Origin of the sequence: Desulfosporosinus metallidurans (assembly GCF_001936615.1) — a bacterium.
GTDB classification, from domain to species: domain Bacteria; phylum Bacillota; class Desulfitobacteriia; order Desulfitobacteriales; family Desulfitobacteriaceae; genus Desulfosporosinus; species Desulfosporosinus metallidurans.
Map to the genome: position 1 here is coordinate 1 of NZ_MLBF01000018.1, position 25,189 is coordinate 25,189.

Genomic DNA, 25,189 nt, shown 5'->3' on the forward strand with positions numbered 1-25,189 from the left:
GTAATATATCGCAAAGGTTTTTTTGTCAGTTGGGTTAAAAATTATTTAAGAAAATACAACACCAGAAAACAACAACATTTAAAGCATTTGCTTTGCTGATGTAACTGTTATCTCTAACACTCTAGTTAAAAAAGAGAACTTTTCTTTCATCATATCGAATTCTGAACCTGACTCAAGGTATTTTGCAGTACCTTCAATCACGAAGCCTGTTCCCTGGTAATCTTTATAACCCAAAACTTCTTTACTACCCAAAGCGATCTTTACTTTATTATTTTGATTTACATTTTTTTCTGTTCTACGCATTGCATATGCAGGAATTAAAATTCTTTCATCAGATGTTACCTCTAAATATGAGTTCCAAGTGTTAACCACATGCGGTTCATCTATCCCCCATGACACTATTGAAACTACACCTTCCTTTTTTAGTATCATCAAAAAACTTTTCTGTAAGCATTTGTATATTTCCCCCTAAAAAAATTAATTAACAATACAAATCTTAATAAGATACAAGATATATCGTCGATATGCATTATCTATCTTTAATATATATTGACTTTATAAAAAAGTCAATATATATTAAAGATAATTATTATCTACTATTGAATCATGTTATATCGACAAAAAATAATTAAGTATTATGTGGGGACTTTATTATTTAGGAGGTGGATTGTATTGCAATTTTCCATAGGAGTAGAGTATGCATTACATTGTTTATTATATATGGTAGATATTCCATCAGGAAAGGCTGTTGGAATTAAAGATTTAGCGACATTTCAGGGAGTTTCAGAAACTTATTTATCAAAAGTATATACAAAATTAAGGAAAGCCGGGATTGTGAAGTCAATTCCAGGTGTTAATGGGGGCTATGAGTTAGCACGTATTCCAGAAAGCATAACCTTTTGGAATATAGTTGAAGCGGTAGAAGGGACGACTCCATTATTTCAATGTGCAGAGATTAGACAAAATGAGATATTGTTAGATAAAAATAATTTACCTGATACATATACAAAATGTCCTTGCTTGATAAAAGTTGTAATGGTAGAAGCAGAAGACCAGATGAGACAGTATTTGAACAATAAGACTTTAGGATGGCTTCATGAACAAGTTAGTAACAAGATTCCTGAAGAGCATGGAAAAGCAACGATTGAATGGTTCAATAATACTAAATCGCGATAAAATTTAAGAAGCATAAAATTGCCACATCAGATTTCTCCAAAACGATTGTTTAATATGCGTGTCTTTGAATTGTCGAGACGAACATTCAAATTACGGAGAACAGCACAATAAATTGGTGTGGCTTTTTTGTAGCATTAAAACTTAATTCGCTACGTCGCATTATTCTTATGAAGCGTAGAACAGAGCTTCGCATTTTATCCATAGCATGTGTAGCTCTAAGTTGATGATTATCACATGAAAGCTGGTTATACCGTACAATGGTGAAGAGGGGAAGCCATACATGAACTACAAAATATGTCATGAATATTTAAGTCTGAGGTATAGAGTAGACACAGATTATTTGTGACAAAAGTCGTTTGATAAATTGCAAATGGGGGGAAGGGGATGATACACAAGTAGAGTATTATCCAGACTCTTAATGTTAAACAGGAAATATGATTAAATCCAAACTTCCGTCGATGGATCCCATGGGGCATAAGACGAGTTATGTCTACGATAATGAAGAACGAGTTGTCAATAAAATTGTATATGATGGGACAACTGAAATTACAACGCTCACAACCTATGATCCAACAGGAAGAGTCGTATCAGTACAAGACCCCGCAGGTAATACGACCAGTTATACCTACGATAAAAAAGGAAATGTCCTGACTAAAACTGAACCAGGAAAAGGTACAACAACCTATACCTATGATCAAAATGGCAAAGTCTTAACGGAAACAGATGCGGCCAATCAAACGACAACCTATGCTTACAATAACGTAGGAAGGTTGATCACCGAAACCAATGCCTTAGGAAAAACTACAACGAATACCTATGATGCCAACGGAAAACTAAGCAGTGTTACCGATGCGCTCAATCATAAAACACAATATCAATATGACGAGAAGGGCACGTTACTAAGGTGATCGATGCTAAAGGCAATGCGACCACCATGACCTATGATGCATCCGGTCGCTTGATTGAAACAACCGACGCACTTGGTCATACCGAAACAACACAATACGACAATGAAGGCCATATCGTAGGAATTACCGATGCCTTAGGTAATAAGATTGTTTCAACAACTTATGACGCCACGGGCAAACCATTGACGGTAACCGATGCTCTTGGCAATGTTACAACGATCAGTTATGACAGTCTCAACCGCTTGGTTACCATCGATGCCCTTAACCACAAAACCTCTCTGAATTATGATCAACTTGGTAGAGTGATCTCAGTTGTTGACCCATTACAAGGGCAAAGCACACAGACCTTTGATGCTGGCGGAAATATTAAGACGACCATTGATCCCAACAATAATGAGACGGTCTATGACTATGATCTTATTGGTAGGTTAATCAAAGAGACAACGGCGATCGGCAGCAGTAAGACCTATGGCTATAACGCACTGAACTTAAAAACCGAACAGACAAATGGACGGGGACAGGTAACCAATTATCAGTACGATGATGCCGGACGCTTAACCAGCTTAACTGACCCAACGGGAACGGTTTCCTACACGTATGACAATAATGGTAATGTTCTAACGGTAACCGATCAGCACTTTAGCCTCTACCAAGTCGATTTTACTGGTATTTATATCGATTACAAAAGTGTATCAAATTCGGAGTTTTTAAAGTTTATCTCAGCCCTAACTTTCTGTTAAAATCAGACAGAAAGAGAGGGAGAAATGAGAAAGAACTACTTTGCAAAATTAGTAAGCTATATGTAATTGTTTCCAGTAGTGTTGGCAATTTTTGCTGTGGATATTTATCAGACTGCTGTAGCATAAAGGGGGCCAATAAAAAAGTTAAGATGAAGATAAGTCTGCCGGGACGTTGTTCTTTAACGTTCTGGCAGGCTTAGTTTTACCATGGATTATTTCTGCGATCTAAGTCCGAATAGCGTGGTGGTGTTACAGTATATAAAGGGGAAGCTAAAACCAAAAGTTCGTAATTTGGGAGTTTAACAAATGTAGAAAATGTACTAAATGTGAGCAAAGGGGTACACAAAGAGCTAGCTTGATAAATACCGAAGGTACTATGCAATTCGGCAAAGTCACCAGATATTAGAATCTGAGGTTTAAGTCTTTCGAAAAAGAGAGGTTATGTTTTTTGAATCGAAGGTTGACCTCATGGTATCAGAGGATGTCCCCAACAGCTTTACGCCAAACAATCGGTTAGATGCTAGAAGTAACAATTGACGCTTGCGAATGCGGGATTATACCGACTTATTGAAATAATACTCAGCGAAACGGCTCACTGCTCGAGTGAGCTTGCTCTCGAATCCAATATTAAAGTCAAATAACTTTGCTAACATTAAAAAGAATCCCAGAAATGTCTGACAAATGGCATCTAAGGATTCTTTTCTGGTAAATTGTTAAAACCTTATCCAAAAACAGCTGGATAATAAGTGACCCAGCCTCCACTTAAATTCTTAACTTGGGTAAATCCGTGTTGAGTTAAAATTCGATAAGCTAAGTAGCCGCGTAACCCGATCTCGCAGTAAACCACGATATCCTTATTTTGGGGAAGTTCCGATAAGCGGCTGCGAAGGTCATCGATCGGTATATGCAGCGAACCAAGAATAAATTTACCTTTTCGTTCTTCTTCGGTCCGTACATCGATGATACATATATCTTTCGCATTAATTTTTTTTAGTTCATGCCAATGGATAGTACGAACATCTCTATTGATAATGTTTTCTGCCACGTAGCCGGCCATGTTAACCGGATCTTTAGCCGATGAAAAGGGAGGAGCATAGGCCAGCTCGAGTTCCTGGAGATCATATACAGTGCCTTGGCGACGGATTACCCCAGCGATGTCATCGATTCGTTTATCGACACCCTGAGATCCGACTATTTGGGCACCCAGGATTCGACCGCCACTTCGTTCAAAGATAAGTTTAATGGATAATCTTGTTGATCCAGGATAATACCCAGCATTGGAACTGGAGTGAGTAAATGATACTTCATAAGGAATTCCTAATTTGCTGAGCATTTTTTCATTCGTGCCGGTCGACGCTGCCACTAAATCAAAAACTTTTGCAATAGAAGTTCCCTGGGTACCTTTATACTGGCTATCCCGCCCAGCAATAACGTCGGCAACGATGCGGCCTTGCTTATTGGCAGGTCCAGCTAGTGGTAAGAGCGCCGCTTGTCCAGTTATTAAGTGTTTTACCTCAATGGCATCGCCAACAGCGAAAATATTAGGGTCTGACGTTTGTAGTCTTTCATTAACTTTTATTCCACCCAAGTCCCCGATCGTCAGTCCGGCTTCCTTAGCTAATTTGATTTCAGGTTTTACACCAATGGCTAAGATTGTTAAATCAGCTTGAATTTGCTCGCCGCTTTGGAGCGTAATGATGGTCTTATTTTCCTTTTTAGCAAAGGATTTTACCCCGTCTTCCAAAATGAGGTTGACCCCTTTGTTAAAAATTTGCTCATGGAGAATTGCGGCCATTTCATAATCCAGAGGAGCCATGACCTGATTGCTCATTTCTATAATCGTTGTAGTTACTCCTCTTGCCTGGAGATTTTCAGCCATTTCCAAGCCAATAAAACCGCCGCCTACTACGGCTGCTGTTTGCGGTTGCTGCTCATCGATATATCGTTTAATCTGATCAATATCTGTGACATTACGCACGACAAGGGCCTGAATATCGTCGATCCCGGGAATCGGCGGACGAAGCGGAGCTGCTCCTGGAGAAAGTATCAATTGGTCATAGGATTCTCGATAGAGCTTGCCATAGGCTTCTTGGACTTCGACGACTTTTTCTTCAGGAAAAATGCGGGTGACCTCACTATAGATTCGCACATCAATTCCAAAGCGTTTTCGCATACCTTCAGGCGTTTGCACTAGAAGAGCATCCCGTTCAGCGATGACTCCGCTAACATAATACGGTAAGCCGCAGTTAGCGTATGAAATATGTTCTCCACGCTCAAAAATAATGATTTCCATCTCTTCATCTAAACGGCGCAAGCGTGCTGCAGCGCTGGCTCCTCCAGCAACTCCACCAACAATTAGTACCTTTTTGCCCATCACAGACTTCTCCTTCAACTAATAGATTTAACCAAGTTTACTGAACTTATGAAAATAATAACATGGTTATTGGCATTTGACAATAACCATGTTATTCTCATTTGTGATATAATCACAGCAGATCAAGCGAAAGGAGAATCCTATGCCTAGGCCAGTTAAATGGAGAAGGGTTGAGTATATTCCCGAGAATAGATATTTTGCGCCATGTCCAAAGGGAAAATGTGGCTGCTTTGAGGAAATTGAAGAGGTTCAACTTAAAATTGAAGAATTAGAAGCAATGAGGCTAAAGGATATAGAAGAACTCAACCAAGAAGAGTGTGCTGTTAGGATGCAGATTTCCAGACAAACCTTTCAAAATATTATCGATGAGGCAAGGAAGAAGGTAGTAACAGCACTCATAGAAAATAGAGCGATCACTATCGGAGGCGGACATTACACCAAAAATGTCTGTAATTTCAAATGTATTTCCTGTGGGAATGAAACGAAAACATCCTATGAGGAACACGGGCCTGTGTGCAATCACTGTGGTTCAAATAGGGTCGTGTGTAATAAAAAGCAATGTATTACCCAATGTGAGAGATGACATGAGTTGCTCTACTCTGCTTGGCGGTTCACCGTAAGCGACAATTGTTACATATAATATAAATCATATTTTCCTTCTGTTACCCAGAAAATACCGATTTTTTACCGAAATTATGTAGGTTATACCCAACAACTATTTATTGGTTTGAAAAACCGGAGAGGGGGTATTAGACATATAAAAACCCTCGTTAAAGACCCAAATTGCGAAGTATTAAGCTTAATGGGGTTTAATTGCTTACCGTCTATTAGGCCTTAGACTTGTTGGGTGTCGAAGGTTAAATAACAGGCACGTTCACAGTCCATCCCAACCAAGTAGGGCTTCTACAAATGGCAGCTTAAGATTGCTGTTCAGGCAAAAGTGTAAGCGAGGAGTTCCATTCAAGTTTGATTTCCCCATACTCCTCACTGAAGAGGGATTGCCCATGCTGAGTATTATTAAATTGGTTATCATTGGTATTTCCCAAATTTAGCGTAAACCTGTGATTTTGGGAAAAACTAACTCTGGACTGTCCGTTTTATCGAGAAAACCTCAATTGGTTTGGATGAAGGATTAATGCCAAATGATCGCTTTATCTTCGTCGGTAATCAGATAGTCATTGATGAGGAACTTGAATTGTGCTCAAATGTGAAAGGCACTGTACTTAATCCGTCAGGCAACAAGGATCTTTTGACGAAGTTGGAGTCATCACTCGTGCAGGACGATTTTGCACATGAGCAGAACCTGATTATAAAAGAGGACGGTAAAACACTTCTGGTGGCAGGGTGCGCCCATAATGGAATCGTGAAAATAATTGATCATCTTAGAGCTACAGGTAATGATTCACCGGATCATGGTATTAGAGGGTTCCATTTATATAACCGTTCAGCAGATAAGCATGAGGACCCCGCCATAGTCAGACTGATAACAGAATACCTCAAAAATACAGGTTCGAAGTATTACACCTGCCATTGTACGGGACTTGAATCCTATAAAATCTTGAAAGAGATTATGGGTGAAAAAATCGGGTATCTCGCAACAGGAAGTCAATTAATAATATGAAGTAATAGTCGGAGCAAAAGGCCCCGCGAATACTGTTGCAGAGCAGTATTTGCAGGGAATGCTCCAATCAACCGGATCTGTTTGCCATGAGCATCAGCACCATGATGAAATGCGGAAATTAAGGAGCGATATTGATGAGTAAAGGTACGATCTATGCTATTTGTATTAGCGCTTAAAGGGGACAGCTTAAAAGAGAAGTGCCGGAAGCCAATGTTATAGAAAATTATGGGATTGAAAATGACGGACACGCAGGTGACTGGAATCGGCAGATTACTTGTTTAAACTGGGCAAGTGTTCAAAAGGCAAATAAAGAGCATCAGTTGAATGCCGGTCCTGGTGATTTTGCAGAAAATATCTTGATAGATGGATTAAACTTTTCCATTATGTCCGTTGGTAGTAGGTTCAAATTGGGTTCAAGTGTGGTTTTAGAGGTTACGCAGATTGGCAAAGAGGATCATCCCAGTATTGTTACCAGAACACTAGGTGTAAGCCTTTTGCCTAGTGAAGGCTTATTTTGCAAAGATATTACAGGTGGGATTATTAAAAAGGGAGATTTTGCCGAGAAAATCTAATGGAACACTAAAGAAATTGAGATAAGCCCCCTGAGCAGAAGTATGTTGTACCCTAAGCCCCTTGCGCTCCTCACCACCTAACCGTGCTCGATGCACATATCTGTGCGAACACCGCCGGGGTAGTCTAGGAAAACGTGGGTGTGGGGATATGTGATGAGGTAGCGGGTGATCGGTGCGTCTCCTGCGACTTTGAGTTTGTGTTTGAAAGTGGGCTTTGCTATCAAATCTGAGCTGAAAAATGAATACAAATATAATATAAATAGGCCGCCGACTTGGTGCTGAGAATGGCAATGAAGTTGGCGGTTTTTTGTGCTAGAAGAAGAATCAATCTGAGACAGAAAATTATCAAAAATAATATTTGACATATGTTCAAAACTGGGATATTATTAAATCGAAAAGGGCATATGTCAATAACTGAGGAGGTAGTTAGCATGTCAAGAAGAGATGGAACTGGTCCAATGGGACGTGGAGCCATGAGCGGAAGAGGCTTTGGAGTTTGTGCTGGATCAAATGCTATTGGCTATGGTGCTGGCTTAGGTCACAGAAGAGGTCTTGGAAGAAATTTTGCAGCAGATCCAACAGTATCCAAAACACAAAAAGAATTGCTGCAAGAGCAGAAAGAATTGCTTGAAAGCAAGCTTAATAGCATAAGCAAGCAATTACAGAGCTTATAAAAGGCCGCAAAAGTGGCAGGGGGACGCTCCTGTTACTTTTGGCGCAAATAGAGGAGAACGAATTATGCCAAGGCCAAGAAAATGGAGAAAAGTGTGTTGCTTGCCGGAAAACGACCGATTTGGGCCACTTAACGCTTCGATTAATCAAGAGTATTTTGTGACTATGACTGTTGATGAGTATGAAACGATACGACTGATTGACTTAGAAGGGTTTACACAGGAAGAGTGTGCCGACCAAATGAATATCGCACGCACAACCGTTCAGCGTATGTATAATGATGCAAGAAAAAAACTCGCAGAGTCTCTAATATATGGAAAAATGCTTAGGATCGAGGGCGGAGATTACAAGCTTTGTGAAGGGCATGGAAAATCATGTGGTAGTGGTGGTTGCCGCAGACATAGATGTGCCAGAGATTTTATGGAAGATGATAACGGAGGTGAGTGATTATTTATTCTGAGAAAGTGATAGAACACTTTATGTGTCCTCAAAATGCATATAGTATGCCGGATGCCGATGCTGAGGGAAGCTTTGGAGATCCTTCATGCGGAGATGCACTAACTATATTTATCAAGGTACAGGATAATTGCATTAAAGAGATCAGTTTTCTTGTTTTTGGTTGTTGTGCATCAATTGCCACATCCAGTATGACTTCTGTATTAGCTAAGGGAAAAAGCTTAGACGATGCCTTAAAAATCTCAGAAGAGGATATTATCAAGGCTCTTGATGGTCTCCCTGAAGCTAAGGTACATTGCTCTAACCTAGGAGTGAGTGCCTTGCGTAATGCAATCAATAATTATTACGAAGCAATAAAAACACGTATCAAGGAGGATTCCCAATGAAAATTGCGATGCCAGTAGACGACAAATTCATGGAAACGAGTGTATGTCAATCCTTTGGACGCGCACCGTATTTCCTTATTTATGATACGGAATCAAAGGAAAGTGTATTTCTAGATAATAGCGCAGCAGCTAGCCAAAGGTGGTGCAGGGATCAAGGCAGCACAGACCATTGTAGATAACAATGTTAGGGCTTTACTAACCCCACGATGTGGCGAGAACGCTGCAGAGGTCATTAAAGCAGCCAATATCAAACTATATAAGACGATCAATGATTCTATTAAGGATAATATTGATGCCTTGAATGAGGGAAAGCTCTCTTTGCTGGAAGATATTCATCCCGGATTTCATGGTCACGGAGGCAAATAGTATGAAGATAGCTGTGCTAAGCGGCAAGGGCGGCACAGGGAAAACACTTATATCTGTAAATCTGGCTGCGTCAGCAAAGGAATCAATCTATATAGATTGTGACGTTGAAGAGCCAAACGGGCATCTGTTTTTCAAGCCGGAGGATATTCAATCAGAAAAAATCTCGATCAAGGTTCCTTCTGTCAATGAAAAACTTTGTAATGGCTGCCGTAAATGAAGACAACGATTGCCAGCGCATTTATTAAGTTAGCTGAGGCTAGAGCCTATGCAGATTGTGATGTAGATGCCCCTAATTTGCATTTGGTTATGAATCAGTCGTCGGAAGCCAAACGATCAAACTATTATGGATTGCCTAAGGCAGTAATAAATCCGAATTTATGTGTGCAATGTGACTTGTGCATACAAAATTGCCGCTTCGATGCAATACATGTGGGTCTTGATTATCAGGTTGATGACTATGCTTGTGAAGGCTGTGGTGTTTGCGAAGCTATTTGCCCTGTGGGAGCCATTTTCACAAAACCAGTCTTAGCCGGAGAATTAATGTTGTATTCAGATAACACGGTATTTTCTACTGCTCAACTTAGAATGGGAAGTGGCAACTCCGGGATGCTGGTAACCGAGGTAAAAAAGCAGATGAGGTCGGCGGTGTTTACAGACTTTGAGCTTGCAATCATTGATGGATCGCCAGGTATAGGATGTCCGGTGATCGCCTCGATTAGTGGTGTTGATATGGTTTTGATTGTTGCTGAACCGTCTGTTTCGGGAATCAGTGATATGGAACGCATCATTAAAACCGTAGAAAAATTCCAAACGCGAATCGCCATTTGCATCAATAAATATGATACTAACATTGAAAATACAGATAAAATCGAATCGTTTTGCCAAAAACTCAATCTCCCTTTTGCTGGAAGAATACCCTTTGACCCAGACGCTGTAAATTCAATCAATAAGGGGCAGAGTATTGTTGATATGGATTGCGAAGCAGGGCGCGCTACAAAAGATATTTTTGATAAAACTATCAAAATACTATTTCATGAAAAGTTAGGTTAAGGAGAGAATCCGATGAGTGAAAATTGTAATCAAGATTGCAACACCTGCAGCGATGATTGTGCCGAAAGGAAAGAAAAGCCAATAGATTTTTCCATAAAGCCACATGAACTGAGCAGTATCAAAAAAGTGATTGGTATTGTTAGCGGAAAAGGCGGTGTTGGTAAATCGCTAGTAACATCGATGCTTGCTGTTACAATGAACAGAAGAGGCCATAATACTGCCATTCTGGATGCCGATGTTACAGGACCGTCCACTAAACCTTTGGAATAAATAAAAAAGCAACAGCAAGTGAACTGGGTCTATTACCTATCAAAAGCAAAACAGGCATCGATATTATGTCGATTAACCTTCTTTTGGAAAATGACACAGACCCTGTAATCTGGAGAGGCCCTATTATTGCTGGTACAGTTAAGCAATTCTGGACAGATGTAAGAAAATATGGCATATTTCAAATGCCCGGACTGCGATAAGGAATATAAAATATTTGGTGATAGCCATATTGAGGAAATCGCTCAAAAACTCAACATAGATATTCTTGCCAAGATGCCAATTGATCCTAAAATTGCAACAACCTGTGATAAAGGTTTGATTGAACTTTTTGACGGTGATTGGCTTGATAATATAGCAAATATTTTAGAAAAAATGGAGGAAAAGTAAATGAAAATTGCAGTGGCAAGTATGAATGGAATGGTTACAGAACACTTTGGTTATTGTGAGAGTTTCAATATTTTTGAAGCAGAAAACAATCAAATTGTTAAGAGTAAATCCGTACCAAACCCCGGACATAAGCCTGGCTTTTTACCTAATTTCTTAAACGATATGGGAGTTAATGTTGTTATTGCTGGGGGCATGGGTGGTAGCGCTATTAACATCTTCAACGAAAAAGGTATTGAGGTTATTACAGGTGCTCAAGGAAGTGCTGAAGCTGCAGCAACTAGCTATTTAAAGGGTACGCTTAAATCTACCGGCTCTGTTTGTCACGAGCATCAGCATCATGATGAATGTGGAAATTAAATGAGGAGATCAGCTTACGATGTTTGATATGATGCCGGAGTAGGTCTTGCTGCTCAAAGAACCTTTCAATGATGGTTTAGATTTATCTAAGGAGTAATATCAGATATTCGAAGGAGGACAAAAATGGAAAATATTAAAAATCTATTAATCATAGTTAACAGTGGTATGGATAAGCCATACAATCAGTATGCTTCTTATGTAGTAGCTTTTATGTCCAAGCATATTGCCAAGATTGAAAATGTGACTGTATATTATGGACCTTATGGAGTAGAAATGTCTAAAAAGGGCAAGCTAGCAACCCTCAAATTAACTGATGATCTTAAAGAATTAGTCGCTAGTCAGCTGGATGGTGTAACTAAGGATGCGCTTCCAGATAATCTTGAATTAATGGCTCGTTTTGTTGAAGATCAATTGGGAATAAATATCGTTTCATGTGCTACATTTAATGTTATTGATGGTATTTCCAAAAATCTTGAAGACACATCCCAAATGGAAGACTTCATTATGCCGGTTAAACTGCCACTGGCAGCTCAGACATTAATCGGCGCAGATAAAATAGTATACTTTTAATTGACTTATTAAAAGATATTACTCCTGTAGATTTAACGGTAACCATATTAGTTTATTGTTACCGTTTTTTTAGATTCCTCAACAGGCCCCCACCGAAATAGCGATGTTCAGCTTTAGCTGAACGAGTTCACTTTGCAATTTGCATATTGGCTAAAAGTGGTATTTATGTCTAAAAACTTTTAATATCGAGGTGCTTTCCTTGGATGAAACTATGATTTAGGCAATTTTAAATCTGAAAAATAACTGTTCTCGGATTAATTCTGGCGGATTTTATCTTTGGTGTCTTGCTCTCGTTAAAAAATGGCAATTTCAGTTTCAGCAAGCTACCTCAGTTTATCCAAACTAGCCTACTACATTATAGTGGTGACACTAAGCCCCTTGCGCCCATCGCCTCCGAGTGTGTCATGAAGGAATTGAGTTGTATTTGATTCCATACTTTGCTGATGAGGTAGCAGGTTGGTGCATCTCCTGCGACATTGAGTTCGTGTTAAAAGTGGGCTTGCTATCAAAGCTGAGCTGAAAAATGAATACAAATATAATTAAATAGGCTGCCGGCTTGGTGCTGAGAATAGCACTGAAGTTGGCGTTTTTTGTGCTAGAAGAAGAATCAATCAATGACAGAAAATTATCAAAAATGATAATTGACATATGTTCAAATCATAGTATAATTTAAACTGTAAAGGGCATATGCCAATAACCATAAGGAGGTAATTCAGATGCTAGGAAGAGATGGAACAGGTCAAATGGGGCGCGGATCCATGACCGGAAGAGGCAGAGTGTGCCGACCAAATGAAAATCACACGCACAACTGTTCAGAGTATTTATAATGATTCGAGAAAAAAGATTACAAACTTTGTGATGGCTTTGTTCAAAGAGAAAATAATTTTGAGGAGGATACATTATGATTGCTGAAGTAGACCAAGATGAGTGCATCGGGTGTGAATCATGCCCTGAATTCTGTCCAGAGGTTTTTAAGATGGGGGCTGACGGGTTAGCAGTAGCTTACACAAACCCAGTCCCTAGTGAGTGTGAGAAAGCCACAAAAGAAGCTGCCGAGGGCTGCCCAGCACACTGTATTACCATCAAATAGCAAGTGCTAATTAAGTGAAAAAACCGTAAAAGGCGGATGATTATCCGCTTTAGTACATATTCAAGGGTGCTGATGAAGAGTGTTCTCCTTGCTAGATTGTGTCCGACAAAGCAGTCGAGGAATTAGAGCCATTGAAACCTCTTTCAGAAACTATCCGATCATAAATCTTCTTGGCACAGATGTTTGCAGAACATATCGATAAGGGTATTCATGTGCATGGCGATATGTTTCGGAAGATGTTTGTCAAAGAAACATTGATATGACGCCGGATTATTCTCAAAGTGCTTTAGAGCAATTAATGCTTCGCTACTGGCGGCAAAAAGTGGCGGACATGTATTACAAAGCTGGATTTCGGTTGTTGTAAAGGATACTTATTTGGGAAAAGAGGTGCATTCTTTTTTTCAGGCATTTGAATCAAAGTCCTACTTTTTTTCTTAGTATGAAAAACTTATGTCCTATAAAAAAGAGGGCAAAAATATTACTCTCAAGAGCGAACTGGAATTGTACAATGTGTAATCGATGTACCGTGGAATGCCCAATGGGAGTGAACATAAACGCGCTCACGAGAGCCTTTCGAGGAAAAGTGGCAATGCCGCCTGGTCATTTGCAAGTTATTGCTGATGATCATATGCGGACAGGTAACCAGATGGGTGTCGAACAAATTGATTATGATGAGACATTAGAATGGATTGAAGAAATGATGCAGGAAGATCTGAAAGATCCGACTTATAAGATTCCTTTAGATGTTCCTAATGCAGATTTCTTCTTTGGATTCAATGCTCGGGAGATTAAACATTATCCAGCTGATCTGCAAAGTATTTTAAATGTTTTCCACGCGGCCAAAGCAAACTTTACGATCAGCTCTAAGCGCTGGGATGCTACTAATATTTGCTTGTTCACAGGTAAAAACGATGAATTCGATGCAATTTCACGCCCGATGTTTGAAGAAGCTGAGAGGCTAAATCCTAAGGAAATTATTGTCACAGAATGTGGCCATGCTTTCCGATCGACCAGAGTGTTTGCGCGTGATTACTGGAAAGGGAAACAGTTCCCTATACGCAGCATAGTCGAGTTGTATGCCGATTGGATTAAAGACGGCACATTAAAACTAGATAAGACCAGAAATACAATCCCAGTAACCCTACATGATCCCTGTAATATGGTTCGTAAAGAGGGGATTGTTGAGCCTCAGCGCTATGTGTTGAGTAATACTGTAATGGATTTTCGCGAAATGTTTCCTAACAGGGAGTATAACCTTTGTTGTGGAGCTGGCGGGGGAGCGGGTGCCGTAGCTGAAACTAAAGCAATGCGTATGGTTAAAGCCAAACCTAAAGTTGATCAATTAGTGGCTACAGGTGCGAAAATTGGGTGCATCCCTTGCCATAACTGTATGGACCAGTTTGTTGACATGAATAAGCATTACAAGATTGGTATGAAAATGATGCATCTCACTGCATTAATAGAAGTTGCATTAGGTTTAGTAGATGAGGAGAAACAATATTTTCATTGAATTATTTCCATTTCACCAGTAGTAATTACATTCTCAACCAAATATGTGGATATGCTTGGCAGTACAAAAAAAGTATCAACTATTGTGAGAAAATTGCAAGAGGCAGGTTATACTTCACAAAATCTAGCACGTTTAAGAGCCCCAATTGGTTTAAATATAAACGCCCAAACACCATCCGAAATTGCTATAAAGTATTCTGGCTGAGATTATTTCTGTTAGAAGGGAGGTAAATAAAATACGATCATCATACGAATTGAGTTAACTTTGTGGAAAGAGGAGAGCTGAGTATGATAAATCAAAAAGATTTACGTCCAAAGGATATGGGGCGATCGGAGGAGCAACTGGTCAAACTTGATCCCGAACAGCTAATGCCATTATTTCCGCCCTATGATAAACCCGGAATGGAACCCCCATTAACGGATCCTAAGCCTGCCTGGAAGGAAAAATTTTGTACTTCGTTAGATGGCTACGTTGGTCTCGATACCTTAACCCGCCCAAAAACGAAAGAGGAAGAAGATGAATTTGTACGGAAGTTCCTCAAGGGTTTAGAGAAGAGCTTTTCTGATGCCAACAATGGAATACTCGAACCGTTCTTATTGTCATTTGAATATTGCGCAAAATGTGATACATGTTCAGCTGCTTGTCATATCTACAAAGCGTCAGGGAACAACGAGTTATACCGTCCAATTTTCCGCTCTGAAGTTCTTCGAAAGATTGTCAAGAAGTATTTTACTACAAGTGGAAAGCTGTTTGGCCGTTCTGTCGGAGCAGATATTGATGTGAACTGGGAAACGATTGCTCGACTGGGGGAATTAGCCTATCGTTGTAATCTTTGCCGTCGTTGTGCTCAGACCTGTCCACTGGGCTTAGATAACTCCATTCTCGCGAAAGAGATTCGTAAGATCTTCAGCCAAGAGATGGGCATTGCTCCACTTCCTCTGCATACAAAAGGTACAATGCTTCAGATAAAGACAGGTTCGTCTACGGGAGTTACCAAACCTGCTTTCTTAGATACGATAGAATTTTTAGAAGAAGATATTGAAGAGAAGTTTGGCCTGAAGATCAAATTTCCGATGGACAAAAAAGGTGCCGATATCCTCCTGATCCATAATGCAGGCGAGTATATGGCCTGGCCAGAAAACCCAATTGCTTTTGCCATTCTCTTCGAAGAGGCAGGTTTGAATTGGACACTCAGTAGTGAAATCGCAGGCTATGACAATGTTAACTACGGCATCTGGTATGATGATTTTCAAGCAAAAACGCTAGCCACGATGCAGATGAAAGTAGCCAAAGATTTAGGAGTCAACCGAATCGTCATTGCGGAGTGTGGCCATGCCCATAAGGCTGCAATGATTGTGGGTGATCGTATTGTGAATGGCGATGCTAAAGTTCCAGTGGAAAGCTGTCTGCCTCTTCTTTGGGATTTAGTGGAGAGCAAACGGTTAAAGTTAGATTACAGTAAAAATAACTTTCCTGTGACGCTTCATGATCCTTGTAATTATGTTCGAGGAATGGGGATCGTTGAACCTCAACGGAATGTCCTAAAAGTTATTTGTCCTCAGTTTAGGGAAATGACACCGCATGGAGTCGACAATTACTGCTGTGGTGGTGGTGGTGGGTTCGCCATCACGAATTCCCTTAATTTTTCTGAATGGAGAAACAAAGTTAGTTCTCGCATGAAGTTTAACCAGATCCTTGGAGCCTTTCAGGGTAGTATGGACGATGTTTGCACTCCTAAATATGTATGCGCACCTTGTTCTAATTGTAAAGGAGCTATTCGAGACATTCTGGAGTTCTACGAGGCGACGTCCAAATTTAATGTTCAGTATGGTGGTTTAGTAGAACTTATGGTAAATGCACTTATTAGTATGAAAAAACCTTTTATGGAATTTTTAGAAGAATAGTTATTGTACTTAAAATTTTAAAAATGGAATTTCCACATGTATAAGGCCATAAATAATAACCCGAAAGTTTAATGTTGAAAATTCTTGATCAAACCAAGTGTAGACTCGGTAGCAGTTTATATAGACTTCGTGTTACTGGTATCTCCGGGGGTGAGTATATGTACTTATCTTACAAGGAGGATAAGAATGGGCAATCAGAATGAGGTTCGGAAGAACTTTGGACAAAGAGCTTCGAAATATAGATTAAGTACTACTCATGGTAATCCAGTGGATCTTGAAAGAATGATTAATCTTATAAAGCCTACTTCAGACGATATTGCTTTAGATATTGCAACAGGGGGAGGGCATACCGCGATTGCGTTAGCTAAATACGTTAACCGGGTGGTTGCAATTGATATTTCGCCAGAAATGTTGGCTGAGGCGGAAATGGCGTCAAAACAAGAGAGTATTAGTAATATTGCTTTTAGGACGGAAGATGTCCATAACTTTAATATTTCAGACAGTCGATTTGACATTGTTGCATCAAGGTTTGCTGTCCATCATTTTTCCGATGTGAAACGGGCCCTCAGGGAAATGTGTAGGGTATTAAAGCCAGGTGGCAAGTTTTACATTCTCGATTGCTCGGTTTTTGACGGGGAGGAACCGGAAAAAGAAATTAATCGTATTGAGTTATTAAGAGATAGTTCACACCAGTGCTCTTATTCGCCACGTTTATGGCATCAATTATTAAAGGAACTACCCTTGACTATAGATCATACTTCTCTGCTAAAAGAACAGTATGAATTACCACGGTGGTTCGACAGGATGGGAACTGAACAAAACAGTCGAGAAGAAATCTTCCGAATACTCAACAGCTTGTCTGCAGAGGGTAAAATCCGCTATCCTTTCTGTGATGATTACATAACCACTTATCGTTTTGAGATTTTAGCAACCAAAAATTGAGGTGGGCACATCGCAACAACTCTTCCCAGTCCCTCCTGCTTGAGCAAATCATTTCTACCCTCGCAATAACCTGCCGGGGTGACGTCTTGGTAAACTGGGGCGTTTTTCTTACGAAAATAAGTCTCCCCGGCGTTAAAATCCGTGTCCGTTCTTTATAAATTAAGTATCAAAGACACATAGGGATGCCCGAGAACCACTTTGGGATTTGAATATCCCTTATTCGAAACTTGATATCCTTTTAATTGAAGCTGCCGAATAACCCGTTGTTCCTTTTCGCGTTCGCGTTCTGCTAAATATTCTGTGCCTAATTCCTTGTATGGCTCCTTGGTAAGCAATATATTGTAAGAAGACATTCTAAAATATTTCGTCCAGAGACACCGAAGATATCGGTAATATAGGTTGTCATTTTGATATTGGCGTCTTGCAGAACCTTATGAATTCCTGAAGGAGTTTCTTCCTATATCTCGTTAGATCCCTTAAATTACGGATCTCCACCAGCACTTTAGCCTCTGCCACAGTCAAAGCATTGATGTCACTGGGATTTATACCGATTTCAAAAGTGTATCAAATTCGGAGTTATTAAAGCTTATGTCAGACTGGATTCGCTCATTTCAAAGGATGCCATAATGGCACCCAACGCTCATTCAATCAGAGACCACAAAGTGGTCTTTTTTCTTTTTGCGCTCAATAACTTGGGGACCACGACGGTAATATAAAAATACTGATGGAAAATTCGGCTCTTTATGCTGTAGCCTGGTATCTCTCCAGCGGTGAAAGTATGCGATCAACCGCCCAAAAAGTAATCAAAGTCTTTGGGCTAACAACCTTCAGCCACTCCACCCTTTGTCGGTTTTTGCCAAAGCTTTATCCGATCTTGCCCTACCTTATTCAGTATGGGGCTCAGATCATCAATGACTAGGGTTCAACCACTTCTAGGGTTGTCCCTCGCAAACATTTGGATAAGCTGAAGTGCGTGTTGGCCGAACAATTAATCGGACTCCTTGAGCCTGTGCTGAGGGCTCCGCCAGAATTCGGCAGTTGGTTAGCGTATCAATACTTTACAGATACCGATCACTTTCTTGTATAGGCAAACTTGCCTAATATTTTTGTAAAATAGAGCGCTGCACCAAGTTCCTTGTTAATTTAAGGCTAAGGAGGTGTAGCGATGGATATATCGCGTAGTAAACTTGAAGAAATCCCGGTAAAAGCCATCCAGGGTAACAATGTTCTCGCAATCTCGGTAGGCAATCGGGAAATGGAACGTAGTGAGAAGGCAATTCGAGAGTATGGACTCATCCACCCTTTAGTAGTGCGCCGTTGTGATGATGGGCATTACCATATCATAGCTGGTGAATGCGAACGAATGGTCATTACCCAGATGCGTCAGAGTACAGTTCGGGCGGTGGTGATGGAATGCTTAGAGGCACCAGAAGCTACCTAGTAGGACGGACGGACGGACTGACTGACAAACTTGAAACACGGGTGTAGGAAGATCAATCTTCCTACACCCGTGTCTTTATTCCAGACGAATTTTCGCTTAAATCTCGTGATAACAAGCTAATTCGTTTTTTTCCACGGGATAGTACAACGGAAAATATTGTACAGGCTGCTTGCCGTAGCTTCATGCCCTAGACTCATGATGTCTCAAGCACTCAGACCTGGTATACTTTTACTGATCGTGAAAAAGTTGACCTTAAGATACTTATGGTATCTTTTAGACGAAGCGTATCCATTAGTGCTATCCATAGCATGTGTAGCTCTAAGTTGATGCTTTTCCCATGAAGGCTGATTTGAATACAGTGATGAAGAGGGGAGGCCATACATGAACTACAAAATAGGTCATGTATATTTAGTTTGAGGTAATGGAGCGGACATAGATTATTTGTGACAAAAGAAGTTTAATAAATTGCAAATGGGGGGAAGGGGATGATACAGAAATACAGTATTATCCAGACGCTTAATGTGAAGCACGAAATTTGATTATATCCAAACTTCCGTCGATGAACTCAAAAAACAAGGTAGTGTATAAGTATTTGATATTCTCGAAATGTTTTATTAAAAAAAAATTACAAAAATCAACTATGCACTAAAGAGTATTTTAACGCATAGTTGAAATGCGACAGAAGTGGCCTTAGTAAAAAGGTTAAATCTTCGCTTGTACAAGTCCCAATCATCATCGACTAATCGGGCAACATTGCTATTGAAATGCCCTGGAATTGTCTCATTCGTGAAATTTGGCCTTAGCGATTTATTAAGCTCTATGGCCATGGGTCTCGTAGATTAGATGGAATCATACTAGGCTCATATCGTTAAAGCCTTATAGAGGCTCCTAGAGACTGGTTTTATGATTGGTTAGGAGTAAACAAACTCTTATCGAACACTTTATAGTTTTGGTAGAAATTAATCTAACTACATAAAACCGTACCAATTGATGTTAGGAGTAAAAAAACAAATTCAACAACATGTTCGAGATGCACCAGGTTCTACAAAAATTTGAAGAACCCATTCAAAAATAATAGCCCAATAACTTGATGTTGGCAAAATCAAGTTATTGGGCTATTATAGCACTACTCCCCCATGGTATAAAATACTCTACTTTACATAATATCTATTATCGGACCCAATATATTATATAAAGTTCTCCCTCTTCTTCGTCATCTGACGGGTGTCACAAAAGTTTATATAAAGTTTGTATTTTGTACTCCACCGACTTTTTGACACAAAAGTTCGTAATTAGTACTTCATTGATTTTCCTTTGGAATTCCTCAGTTTCGGGCTTTACTGATAATCTGTTAAGCTCATTTCTATACCAACACAAGACAACCCCTTTTAGTGTCTACTTCAGCCAATTTATTATACCCTTCCACACATATTAGATATATCTATACATTGATATATCCTTCTAAATAAGTCACTGCTTCCCCAGACATTCTTACAGTTTCACCTAAATCAGTACAGTAGAGCTTTCCTCCTCTTTCCGATAATTGTAATACCACAAACTCATTCTTGCCTAATTTCTTTTTCCAATAAGGGACCAACGTACAATGAGCAGAGCCCGTTACTGGGTCTTCATCCACTCCCGCCTTTGGGGCAAAAAATCTCGATACAAAATCTACTTTATTACCCCTCGCTGTAGCATTTACAGCAAATGCATCCAGTTTTTTCAGTTCGTCCATATTCAATTCCAGATTCAGTATATCTTGTTCAGTTTCAAACCGCCATATAGTCTCTTGACTTGTAAACTTCAATTGGCTTCTTGCCCAGACCCTTAACAAGTGCCTCGGGAGCCTCGCATCTTTCTCCTTCTCTGGAGGGAAATATCATTGACAATAGGCTACCTTCCTTTGATATTTCCAACACTCCACTCATAGTATGGAATTTAATTTCAGATATTTGGATATGTCCATTTAGCATTTCTCCTTATTTTGTATCCAATTTTTATTATATCTATGCAATTGGATATTTACAATGTTTTCCCCACTCGTTAAGATTTAAGAAATATTAGAAGTAGGTGGTTAGAAGTAGGTGGAATGATTATGCAGCTATCAAATCTCCTCTCAGGTAAGAACGAACTAGCGGAAGAAGCATGGGTGGCACTCCGCGAGTGCACTCCAGTGGTGCTCGGAGTAGTGCCCTTTGGGATTACCTGCGGGATAATGGGGCTTACAGCAAAAATGTCCGGCGTAGAAACTATTCTAATGTCTGTCTTTGTTTTTGCCGGTGCGTCACAGTTCATTGGGATTACCATGCTGGGTGCAGGCATAACGGGCTGGGGAATTATTATACTTACTACCTTACTGGTAAACTTGCGCCACTTGATCATGGGATCATCCTTGGCGCCCTATATGATTAAACTGCCGTTTCCCCTTCAAGCACTTCTGGCATTCCTTTTGACCGATGAAGCCTATGCCCTGACCATTAGCCGAATTCACAAGGCCAAATACAGTGTGCTCTATCAATTGACCGTGAGTACTGTGCTTTATCTAGTTTGGGTTTTGTCTACTGTAGCCGGGGTAGTTTTAGGTGGCTACATTTCCGATCCCTTAACTTGGGGGCTTGATTTTGCCATGCCGGCAACTTTTCTGGTATTGCTGATACCGCTGTTGGCCGACCGCATCAGTTTAATTGTATTCGGTATGGCTGCAGTGGTTTCAGTATTTGCTGCCCTGTATTTACCCGGTAAGTGGTATATTATTATCGCCTGCCTTACAGCCAGCTTAATAGGGGGCTTATTAGAGGGGGATAGCGAACATGCGTAGTGAAGTTTTTTACATTATTATAGGGATGGCCTTAGTTACTTATTTTACCAGAATCGGTGCTCTCGTATTGTTCCGGTTTACAGGGGTACCAACTTGGTTAAACAGATGGTTAAAATATGTCCCAGTTGCCATATTGACAGCCTTAATTGTACCGTCATTACTTTTACCCAAGGGATATTTGGATATTAGTTTAAACAATCACTACATGATTGCGGGCATCGTTGCTGCTATTGTGGCTTATAAGAGCCGTAATATTATTGCCACCTTGGGTATCGGAATGTCAATTATGTTTGTCCTGAAGTTATTTTAGATAACTTACTTTCTTCAAAAGCCATACAAAAACACGAAAGCGACCATACTGGTCGCTTTTACGGTCTATTAACCTAATATGGCATGTTGTTTGGTGCCACCACTTTGGCCATGTCCTGCCTCTTTACCAATCAAGACTAGTATTATTCCATACTTTTGTGACGTCCCTCATCGTTTATGTTCACACAAAAAGCGCCTTGAAAATATCCCCAGCTTATCACTTATTTTTATTGTTTAGTTTATATTTTTTGCTATGTCCTTTAGCATGACTTTTGCTCTGATCTTCTGTGTTCAATAAAATATCATCGATCTCAATTTCCGCATAGTCACCCTCAGGAGTTTTAATACATTGGCAGCAATTATCACATTGCTTTGTTGGATCAAGATCACAAAGATCACATTCGCCGCATTCAGTACAGGAACGATCTTCTAATACGCATGGTTCACCAAGGTTTTTCAAGTTCTTTACCCTCCAGATAAATTAATTCACTGCTAAGGTTAAAAAATTCCTGGCCCAGAAAGTAGCGATCTAGGGTCTTCAGCCAGACCTCGCAGCGCAGCATTTGAACGTTGCTCAGCCCAACCCTCATCTAATAATTTGACAGTGTCCTTATAACGTTGTTTGCTACCTAACAGGATGAGTAACAAATCCCCATCGGGTCTTGTGACATAGGATACAAGGCACTCCCCCGCTTCTGTGGTAGTACCTGTTTTTATCCCTTGGTCTCCAGGATAGACTCCAAGGAGTTCATTCGTGTTTTGCACTTCTGCGTAATGCATAGTTCCTCGAGCGTCTTTCCATTGAACACGGGCACGTGGTTCTTTGACATAGTTCATAAGTTGTTCATTCTTGAGAAATAGACTAGCAATTTTGCTAAGATCATTGGCGGTGGTATAGTGATCTGGGTCAGGCATTCCGTGAGGATTGGTAAAATGGCTATGTTGACACCCAAGAGTAGCCGCATAATTGTTCATTTCTTCGGCAAAGGCACTGATAGAACCACTTACTTTTACCGCAAGAGCCGCTGCGGCATCATTGGCACTATGCACATAGAGCGCAGTCAAAAGGTCGTGGACAGAGATTTCATCTCCAGGGCTGAGCCCAAGTCGAGAACCATCAATAGACACTTCTTTGCCGACGGTCACCATATCTGTTTCTTTTAAAGTTTTTAGCACGATAAGTCCAGTGAGAAGTTTTGTAGTACTGGCCGGAGCACGTTGTATATCGGCATTGTTTGATCTTAGAATTTGAGAAGTGTGTGGATCCATAAGCACATAGCTTTCAGATTGCGCAGCTGAAAGTTCTGGAGACGGTGCATTTGTATTAGATGTATTTGGATTAGCCTCAGCTAAATCAATGCCCTTACCTAGAGTGGAAGTTGTTAAATAGTGAAATCCGGCAAGTAGTAAAATGCCTCCAATTACGGATGAAATTAAGAGTTTCAACACTGATAAACGTCGCGGAAAATAGTTCAAAGAATAACCCCTCTTTGCTAAGATAAAGACAAAGCAGATTGTCTCTAAGTGTCCAGATTATTAAGCACTGTGTACAAACAACGTTATTATAACGAATCTCAGAGTTTGGTGCAAGTTTATAGCGAGAACGTGGTGTTGGTTACCCCAATTTACAAATTGGACCAATATTGCCATACCTTCAAAAAAGGATAGGGATTGATCCATTGTCCATTCGGCAATTCAATTCCAAAATGAAGGTGGTCTGGTGTTGTTATTGCATCTCCAGTATTCCCCATGCTTCCAACGAAATCTCCTGCTTCGATTCGATTCCCTTTTACGAGTGATGGAGAGATGAATTGTAAGTGTGCGTAATAATAATAATTACCGTCGTCACCACGCACACCCACTCGCTCTCCCCCCAGTCGATTCCACCCTAATTGCTCGATTTTCCCCCCACAGATACTCACAATGGGAGTCCCTTCTTTTCCAAATAAATCGGTCCCTTCATGCTTTCGTAGTCCCCCTTCACGATCTGCACCGAAACTATTTTCAAACCACGTCGTTCCAGACACAGGAAATCTATACGTATTCGGGTGATAAAACGTATAATGATTTAAAATTTCCCTATGACGTCGAACGGTTTTAAGCAGACTCGGTGGTAGCGATACCCAGTTTAAATCAGAGAAAGGAACATGATTACGAAGTTGCTCAATTAGCGGTCGGGCATCTCTTTCCGAAAGCGACGAGCGTATTGCTAAAAGATCCTCCCAGGAAATTGTAGGTGATTTTCCATTTTCAAGTATACACTGCTCAACCAGTTCGGTCGACATTGTACTTAAATAGGGATAGACGTCTGGCGCAACGGAGGGCAGACGGTGAAGCCCCTTCCAGGCCGCTAGAGCCATAAGAAAGAGAAAGCTGAACTGTATAACTCCTCGTTTAAACCTAGATAAAGATTTCTTGGGATTTTTCATAGTTCCCCACTCTCCTATGTACTATAATCTCAAATTATATTAACGAACATTTGTTTGCACTTTAACTCAAGGGATGGTACAATAATCCTGTAAAGATAGGGGTGTGAGATTAAGTATGTACCCAGATTTATCTCAACGTCAAACGATGATTCTAGACTTCATCAAAGAGGAAATAAGCAAAAAGGGATATCCTCCTGCCGTTCGTGAAATAGGTGAGGCTGTAGGGTTGCTCTCAAGCTCTACTGTTCATGGCCATCTTCAGACGTTGGAGGATAAAGGATATATCCGACGCGACCCAACAAAACCACGTGCGATTGAAATTTTGGATAGTTCCAGTAATATGCCCGACATTAAAAAGGTCGTACATGTACCAATAATTGGTCGGGTCACAGCTGGACAACCTATCTTAGCTGTTGAAAACGTGGAAGGCACCTTCCCCTTACCTGCTGATCTTGCCACACAGGATAACCTTTTTATGCTTCGTGTTCAAGGGGAAAGCATGATTGAAGCAGGGATCTTAAATGGGGATCTAATTATCGTTCGTCAGCAGCATGAGGCGAGAAATGGTGAAATTGTTGTTGCTTTAATTGGAGAAGAAGCTACTGTCAAACGCTTCTATAAGGAAAGAACACTCATTCGACTTCAACCCGAAAATTCTGCGATGGAACCGATTTATTCCCAGGATGTTTCGATTTTGGGGAAGGTAATCGGTGTATTCCGTACTCTCCAATAAATTTAACTAAATTTAACACCGCCTTTAACAAAGATATGCATAAGAAAGTTGAGTTAAACTAGTAAGAACTTTATAATCTGAATAAAGCAACGCGCCTAGGGAACGTAA

Annotated in this window: 26 protein-coding genes and 5 pseudogenes; 25 read left to right on the plus strand and 6 right to left on the minus strand. The window is 40.3% G+C overall.

The features are described from left to right. Positions 1–78: 78 nt before the first annotated feature. Positions 79–454 (minus strand): annotated as a pseudogene (locus DSOL_RS12520) (pyridoxamine 5'-phosphate oxidase family protein). Between the two features lie 218 nt (positions 455–672). On the opposite strand from DSOL_RS12520, the gene DSOL_RS12525 reads away from it, so the two are divergent. From DSOL_RS12525 to DSOL_RS12535, 3 genes are all read left to right on the plus strand, one after another. Then, complete coding sequence (locus tag DSOL_RS12525) at positions 673–1,176, plus strand: RrF2 family transcriptional regulator (RefSeq protein ID WP_075365192.1); 504 nt, start codon at positions 673–675, stop codon at positions 1,174–1,176. 434 nt (positions 1,177–1,610) lie between these two features. Further along, the gene (locus DSOL_RS12530) at positions 1,611–2,084 is read left to right on the plus strand and encodes an RHS repeat protein (RefSeq protein ID WP_075365193.1); all 474 of its coding nucleotides are present in this window, start codon (positions 1,611–1,613) and stop codon (positions 2,082–2,084) included. Continuing rightward, complete coding sequence (locus DSOL_RS12535; RefSeq protein ID WP_075365194.1) at positions 2,081–2,824, plus strand: RHS repeat protein; 744 nt, start codon at positions 2,081–2,083, stop codon at positions 2,822–2,824. The genes DSOL_RS12530 and DSOL_RS12535 overlap by 4 nt, the downstream gene beginning before the upstream one ends. Before the next feature lie 721 nt (positions 2,825–3,545). On the opposite strand, the gene DSOL_RS12540 is transcribed toward DSOL_RS12535, so the two are convergent. Beyond that, positions 3,546–5,198: an FAD-dependent oxidoreductase gene (locus DSOL_RS12540; protein WP_075365195.1), complete on the minus strand. Its 1,653-nt coding sequence runs from the start codon at positions 5,196–5,198 to the stop codon at positions 3,546–3,548. A 142-nt stretch (positions 5,199–5,340) separates the two neighbouring features. Between DSOL_RS12540 and DSOL_RS12545 the strand changes: the two genes are divergently transcribed. From DSOL_RS12545 to DSOL_RS12640, 19 genes and pseudogenes are all read left to right on the plus strand, one after another. After that, on the plus strand, positions 5,341–5,781 hold the full coding sequence (locus DSOL_RS12545) for a DUF134 domain-containing protein (protein WP_075365196.1): 441 nt from the start codon (positions 5,341–5,343) through the stop codon (positions 5,779–5,781). A gap of 552 nt (positions 5,782–6,333) precedes the next feature. Then, positions 6,334–6,819, plus strand: a complete 486-nt coding sequence (locus DSOL_RS12550; RefSeq protein ID WP_075365197.1) for an MBL fold metallo-hydrolase — start codon at positions 6,334–6,336, stop codon at positions 6,817–6,819. A gap of 197 nt (positions 6,820–7,016) precedes the next feature. Beyond that, complete coding sequence (locus tag DSOL_RS12555) at positions 7,017–7,391, plus strand: MOSC domain-containing protein (RefSeq protein ID WP_083642532.1); 375 nt, start codon at positions 7,017–7,019, stop codon at positions 7,389–7,391. A 431-nt stretch (positions 7,392–7,822) separates the two neighbouring features. Next, complete coding sequence (locus tag DSOL_RS12560) at positions 7,823–8,065, plus strand: DUF5320 domain-containing protein (RefSeq protein WP_075365198.1); 243 nt, start codon at positions 7,823–7,825, stop codon at positions 8,063–8,065. Between the two features lie 64 nt (positions 8,066–8,129). Further along, complete coding sequence (locus DSOL_RS12565; RefSeq protein ID WP_075365199.1) at positions 8,130–8,510, plus strand: DUF134 domain-containing protein; 381 nt, start codon at positions 8,130–8,132, stop codon at positions 8,508–8,510. Beyond that, positions 8,507–8,905, plus strand: coding sequence for an iron-sulfur cluster assembly scaffold protein (locus tag DSOL_RS12570; RefSeq protein ID WP_075365200.1), 399 nt, complete (start codon positions 8,507–8,509; stop codon positions 8,903–8,905). Before DSOL_RS12565 ends, DSOL_RS12570 begins: the two co-directional genes overlap by 4 nt. Further along, positions 8,902–9,271: pseudogene (locus tag DSOL_RS12575) on the plus strand (NifB/NifX family molybdenum-iron cluster-binding protein). Before DSOL_RS12570 ends, DSOL_RS12575 begins: the two are co-directional and overlap by 4 nt. A gap of 1 nt (position 9,272) precedes the next feature. Next, positions 9,273–9,485, plus strand: a pseudogene (locus DSOL_RS12580) (nucleotide-binding protein); the annotation flags it as partial. After that, positions 9,485–10,321 carry a 4Fe-4S binding protein gene (locus tag DSOL_RS12585; protein ID WP_075365202.1) on the plus strand — a complete coding sequence of 279 codons (837 nt, stop codon included), beginning with the start codon at positions 9,485–9,487 and terminating at the stop codon, positions 10,319–10,321. The pseudogene DSOL_RS12580 and the gene DSOL_RS12585, both read left to right, overlap by 1 nt. Positions 10,322–10,333: 12 nt before the next feature. Next, positions 10,334–10,978 (plus strand): annotated as a pseudogene (locus DSOL_RS12590) (P-loop NTPase). Next, positions 10,979–11,335 carry a NifB/NifX family molybdenum-iron cluster-binding protein gene (locus DSOL_RS12595; protein ID WP_075365203.1) on the plus strand — a complete coding sequence of 119 codons (357 nt, stop codon included), beginning with the start codon at positions 10,979–10,981 and terminating at the stop codon, positions 11,333–11,335. 123 nt (positions 11,336–11,458) lie between these two features. Beyond that, positions 11,459–11,905 (plus strand): hypothetical protein, encoded by a 447-nt coding sequence (locus tag DSOL_RS12600; RefSeq protein WP_075365204.1) that lies wholly within the window; start codon positions 11,459–11,461, stop codon positions 11,903–11,905. Between the two features lie 716 nt (positions 11,906–12,621). Further along, positions 12,622–12,732: a DUF5320 domain-containing protein gene (locus tag DSOL_RS27960; protein ID WP_170871505.1), complete on the plus strand. Its 111-nt coding sequence runs from the start codon at positions 12,622–12,624 to the stop codon at positions 12,730–12,732. A 74-nt stretch (positions 12,733–12,806) separates the two neighbouring features. Then, a complete protein-coding gene (locus DSOL_RS12605) occupies positions 12,807–12,995 on the plus strand; it encodes a ferredoxin (RefSeq protein WP_075365205.1) in 189 nt (62 codons plus the stop codon). Positions 12,996–13,491: 496 nt separating this feature from the next. After that, a pseudogene (locus DSOL_RS12610) lies at positions 13,492–14,505 on the plus strand ((Fe-S)-binding protein); the annotation flags it as partial. A 51-nt stretch (positions 14,506–14,556) separates the two neighbouring features. Next, the gene (locus tag DSOL_RS12615; RefSeq protein WP_235838804.1) at positions 14,557–14,709 is read left to right on the plus strand and encodes an XdhC family protein; all 153 of its coding nucleotides are present in this window, start codon (positions 14,557–14,559) and stop codon (positions 14,707–14,709) included. Positions 14,710–14,792: 83 nt separating this feature from the next. Then, positions 14,793–16,409, plus strand: a complete 1,617-nt coding sequence (locus DSOL_RS12620; protein WP_075365206.1) for a (Fe-S)-binding protein — start codon at positions 14,793–14,795, stop codon at positions 16,407–16,409. Positions 16,410–16,595: 186 nt separating this feature from the next. After that, on the plus strand, positions 16,596–17,351 hold the full coding sequence (locus DSOL_RS12625; RefSeq protein WP_075365207.1) for a class I SAM-dependent methyltransferase: 756 nt from the start codon (positions 16,596–16,598) through the stop codon (positions 17,349–17,351). 1,165 nt (positions 17,352–18,516) lie between these two features. Then, a complete protein-coding gene (locus tag DSOL_RS12640) occupies positions 18,517–18,792 on the plus strand; it encodes a ParB N-terminal domain-containing protein (protein ID WP_075365210.1) in 276 nt (91 codons plus the stop codon). Between the two features lie 1,441 nt (positions 18,793–20,233). Here the strand turns inward: DSOL_RS12640 and DSOL_RS12645 are convergent. After that, positions 20,234–20,599, minus strand: coding sequence for a PhzF family phenazine biosynthesis protein (locus DSOL_RS12645; protein WP_235838805.1), 366 nt, complete (start codon positions 20,597–20,599; stop codon positions 20,234–20,236). 288 nt (positions 20,600–20,887) lie between these two features. Here DSOL_RS12645 and DSOL_RS12650 point away from each other — a divergent pair, with 288 nt between their 5' ends. Both DSOL_RS12650 and DSOL_RS12655 read left to right on the plus strand, forming a co-directional pair. Further along, complete coding sequence (locus DSOL_RS12650) at positions 20,888–21,610, plus strand: AzlC family ABC transporter permease (protein WP_075365211.1); 723 nt, start codon at positions 20,888–20,890, stop codon at positions 21,608–21,610. Further along, positions 21,603–21,920 carry an AzlD domain-containing protein gene (locus tag DSOL_RS12655; protein ID WP_075365212.1) on the plus strand — a complete coding sequence of 106 codons (318 nt, stop codon included), beginning with the start codon at positions 21,603–21,605 and terminating at the stop codon, positions 21,918–21,920. The genes DSOL_RS12650 and DSOL_RS12655 overlap by 8 nt, the downstream gene beginning before the upstream one ends. 216 nt (positions 21,921–22,136) lie before the next feature. Here the strand turns inward: DSOL_RS12655 and DSOL_RS12660 are convergent, their stop codons facing one another. From DSOL_RS12660 to DSOL_RS12670, 3 genes are all read right to left on the minus strand, one after another. Beyond that, the gene (locus tag DSOL_RS12660) at positions 22,137–22,379 is read right to left on the minus strand and encodes a hypothetical protein (RefSeq protein ID WP_075365213.1); all 243 of its coding nucleotides are present in this window, start codon (positions 22,377–22,379) and stop codon (positions 22,137–22,139) included. 38 nt (positions 22,380–22,417) lie between these two features. Further along, positions 22,418–23,395: a D-alanyl-D-alanine carboxypeptidase family protein gene (locus DSOL_RS12665; RefSeq protein ID WP_075365214.1), complete on the minus strand. Its 978-nt coding sequence runs from the start codon at positions 23,393–23,395 to the stop codon at positions 22,418–22,420. Between the two features lie 149 nt (positions 23,396–23,544). Continuing rightward, positions 23,545–24,348, minus strand: coding sequence for a M23 family metallopeptidase (locus tag DSOL_RS12670; protein WP_075365215.1), 804 nt, complete (start codon positions 24,346–24,348; stop codon positions 23,545–23,547). A gap of 115 nt (positions 24,349–24,463) precedes the next feature. Here DSOL_RS12670 and lexA point away from each other — a divergent pair, with 115 nt between their 5' ends. Beyond that, complete coding sequence (lexA, locus tag DSOL_RS12675) at positions 24,464–25,081, plus strand: transcriptional repressor LexA (protein WP_075365216.1); 618 nt, start codon at positions 24,464–24,466, stop codon at positions 25,079–25,081. Positions 25,082–25,189 lie beyond the last annotated feature (108 nt).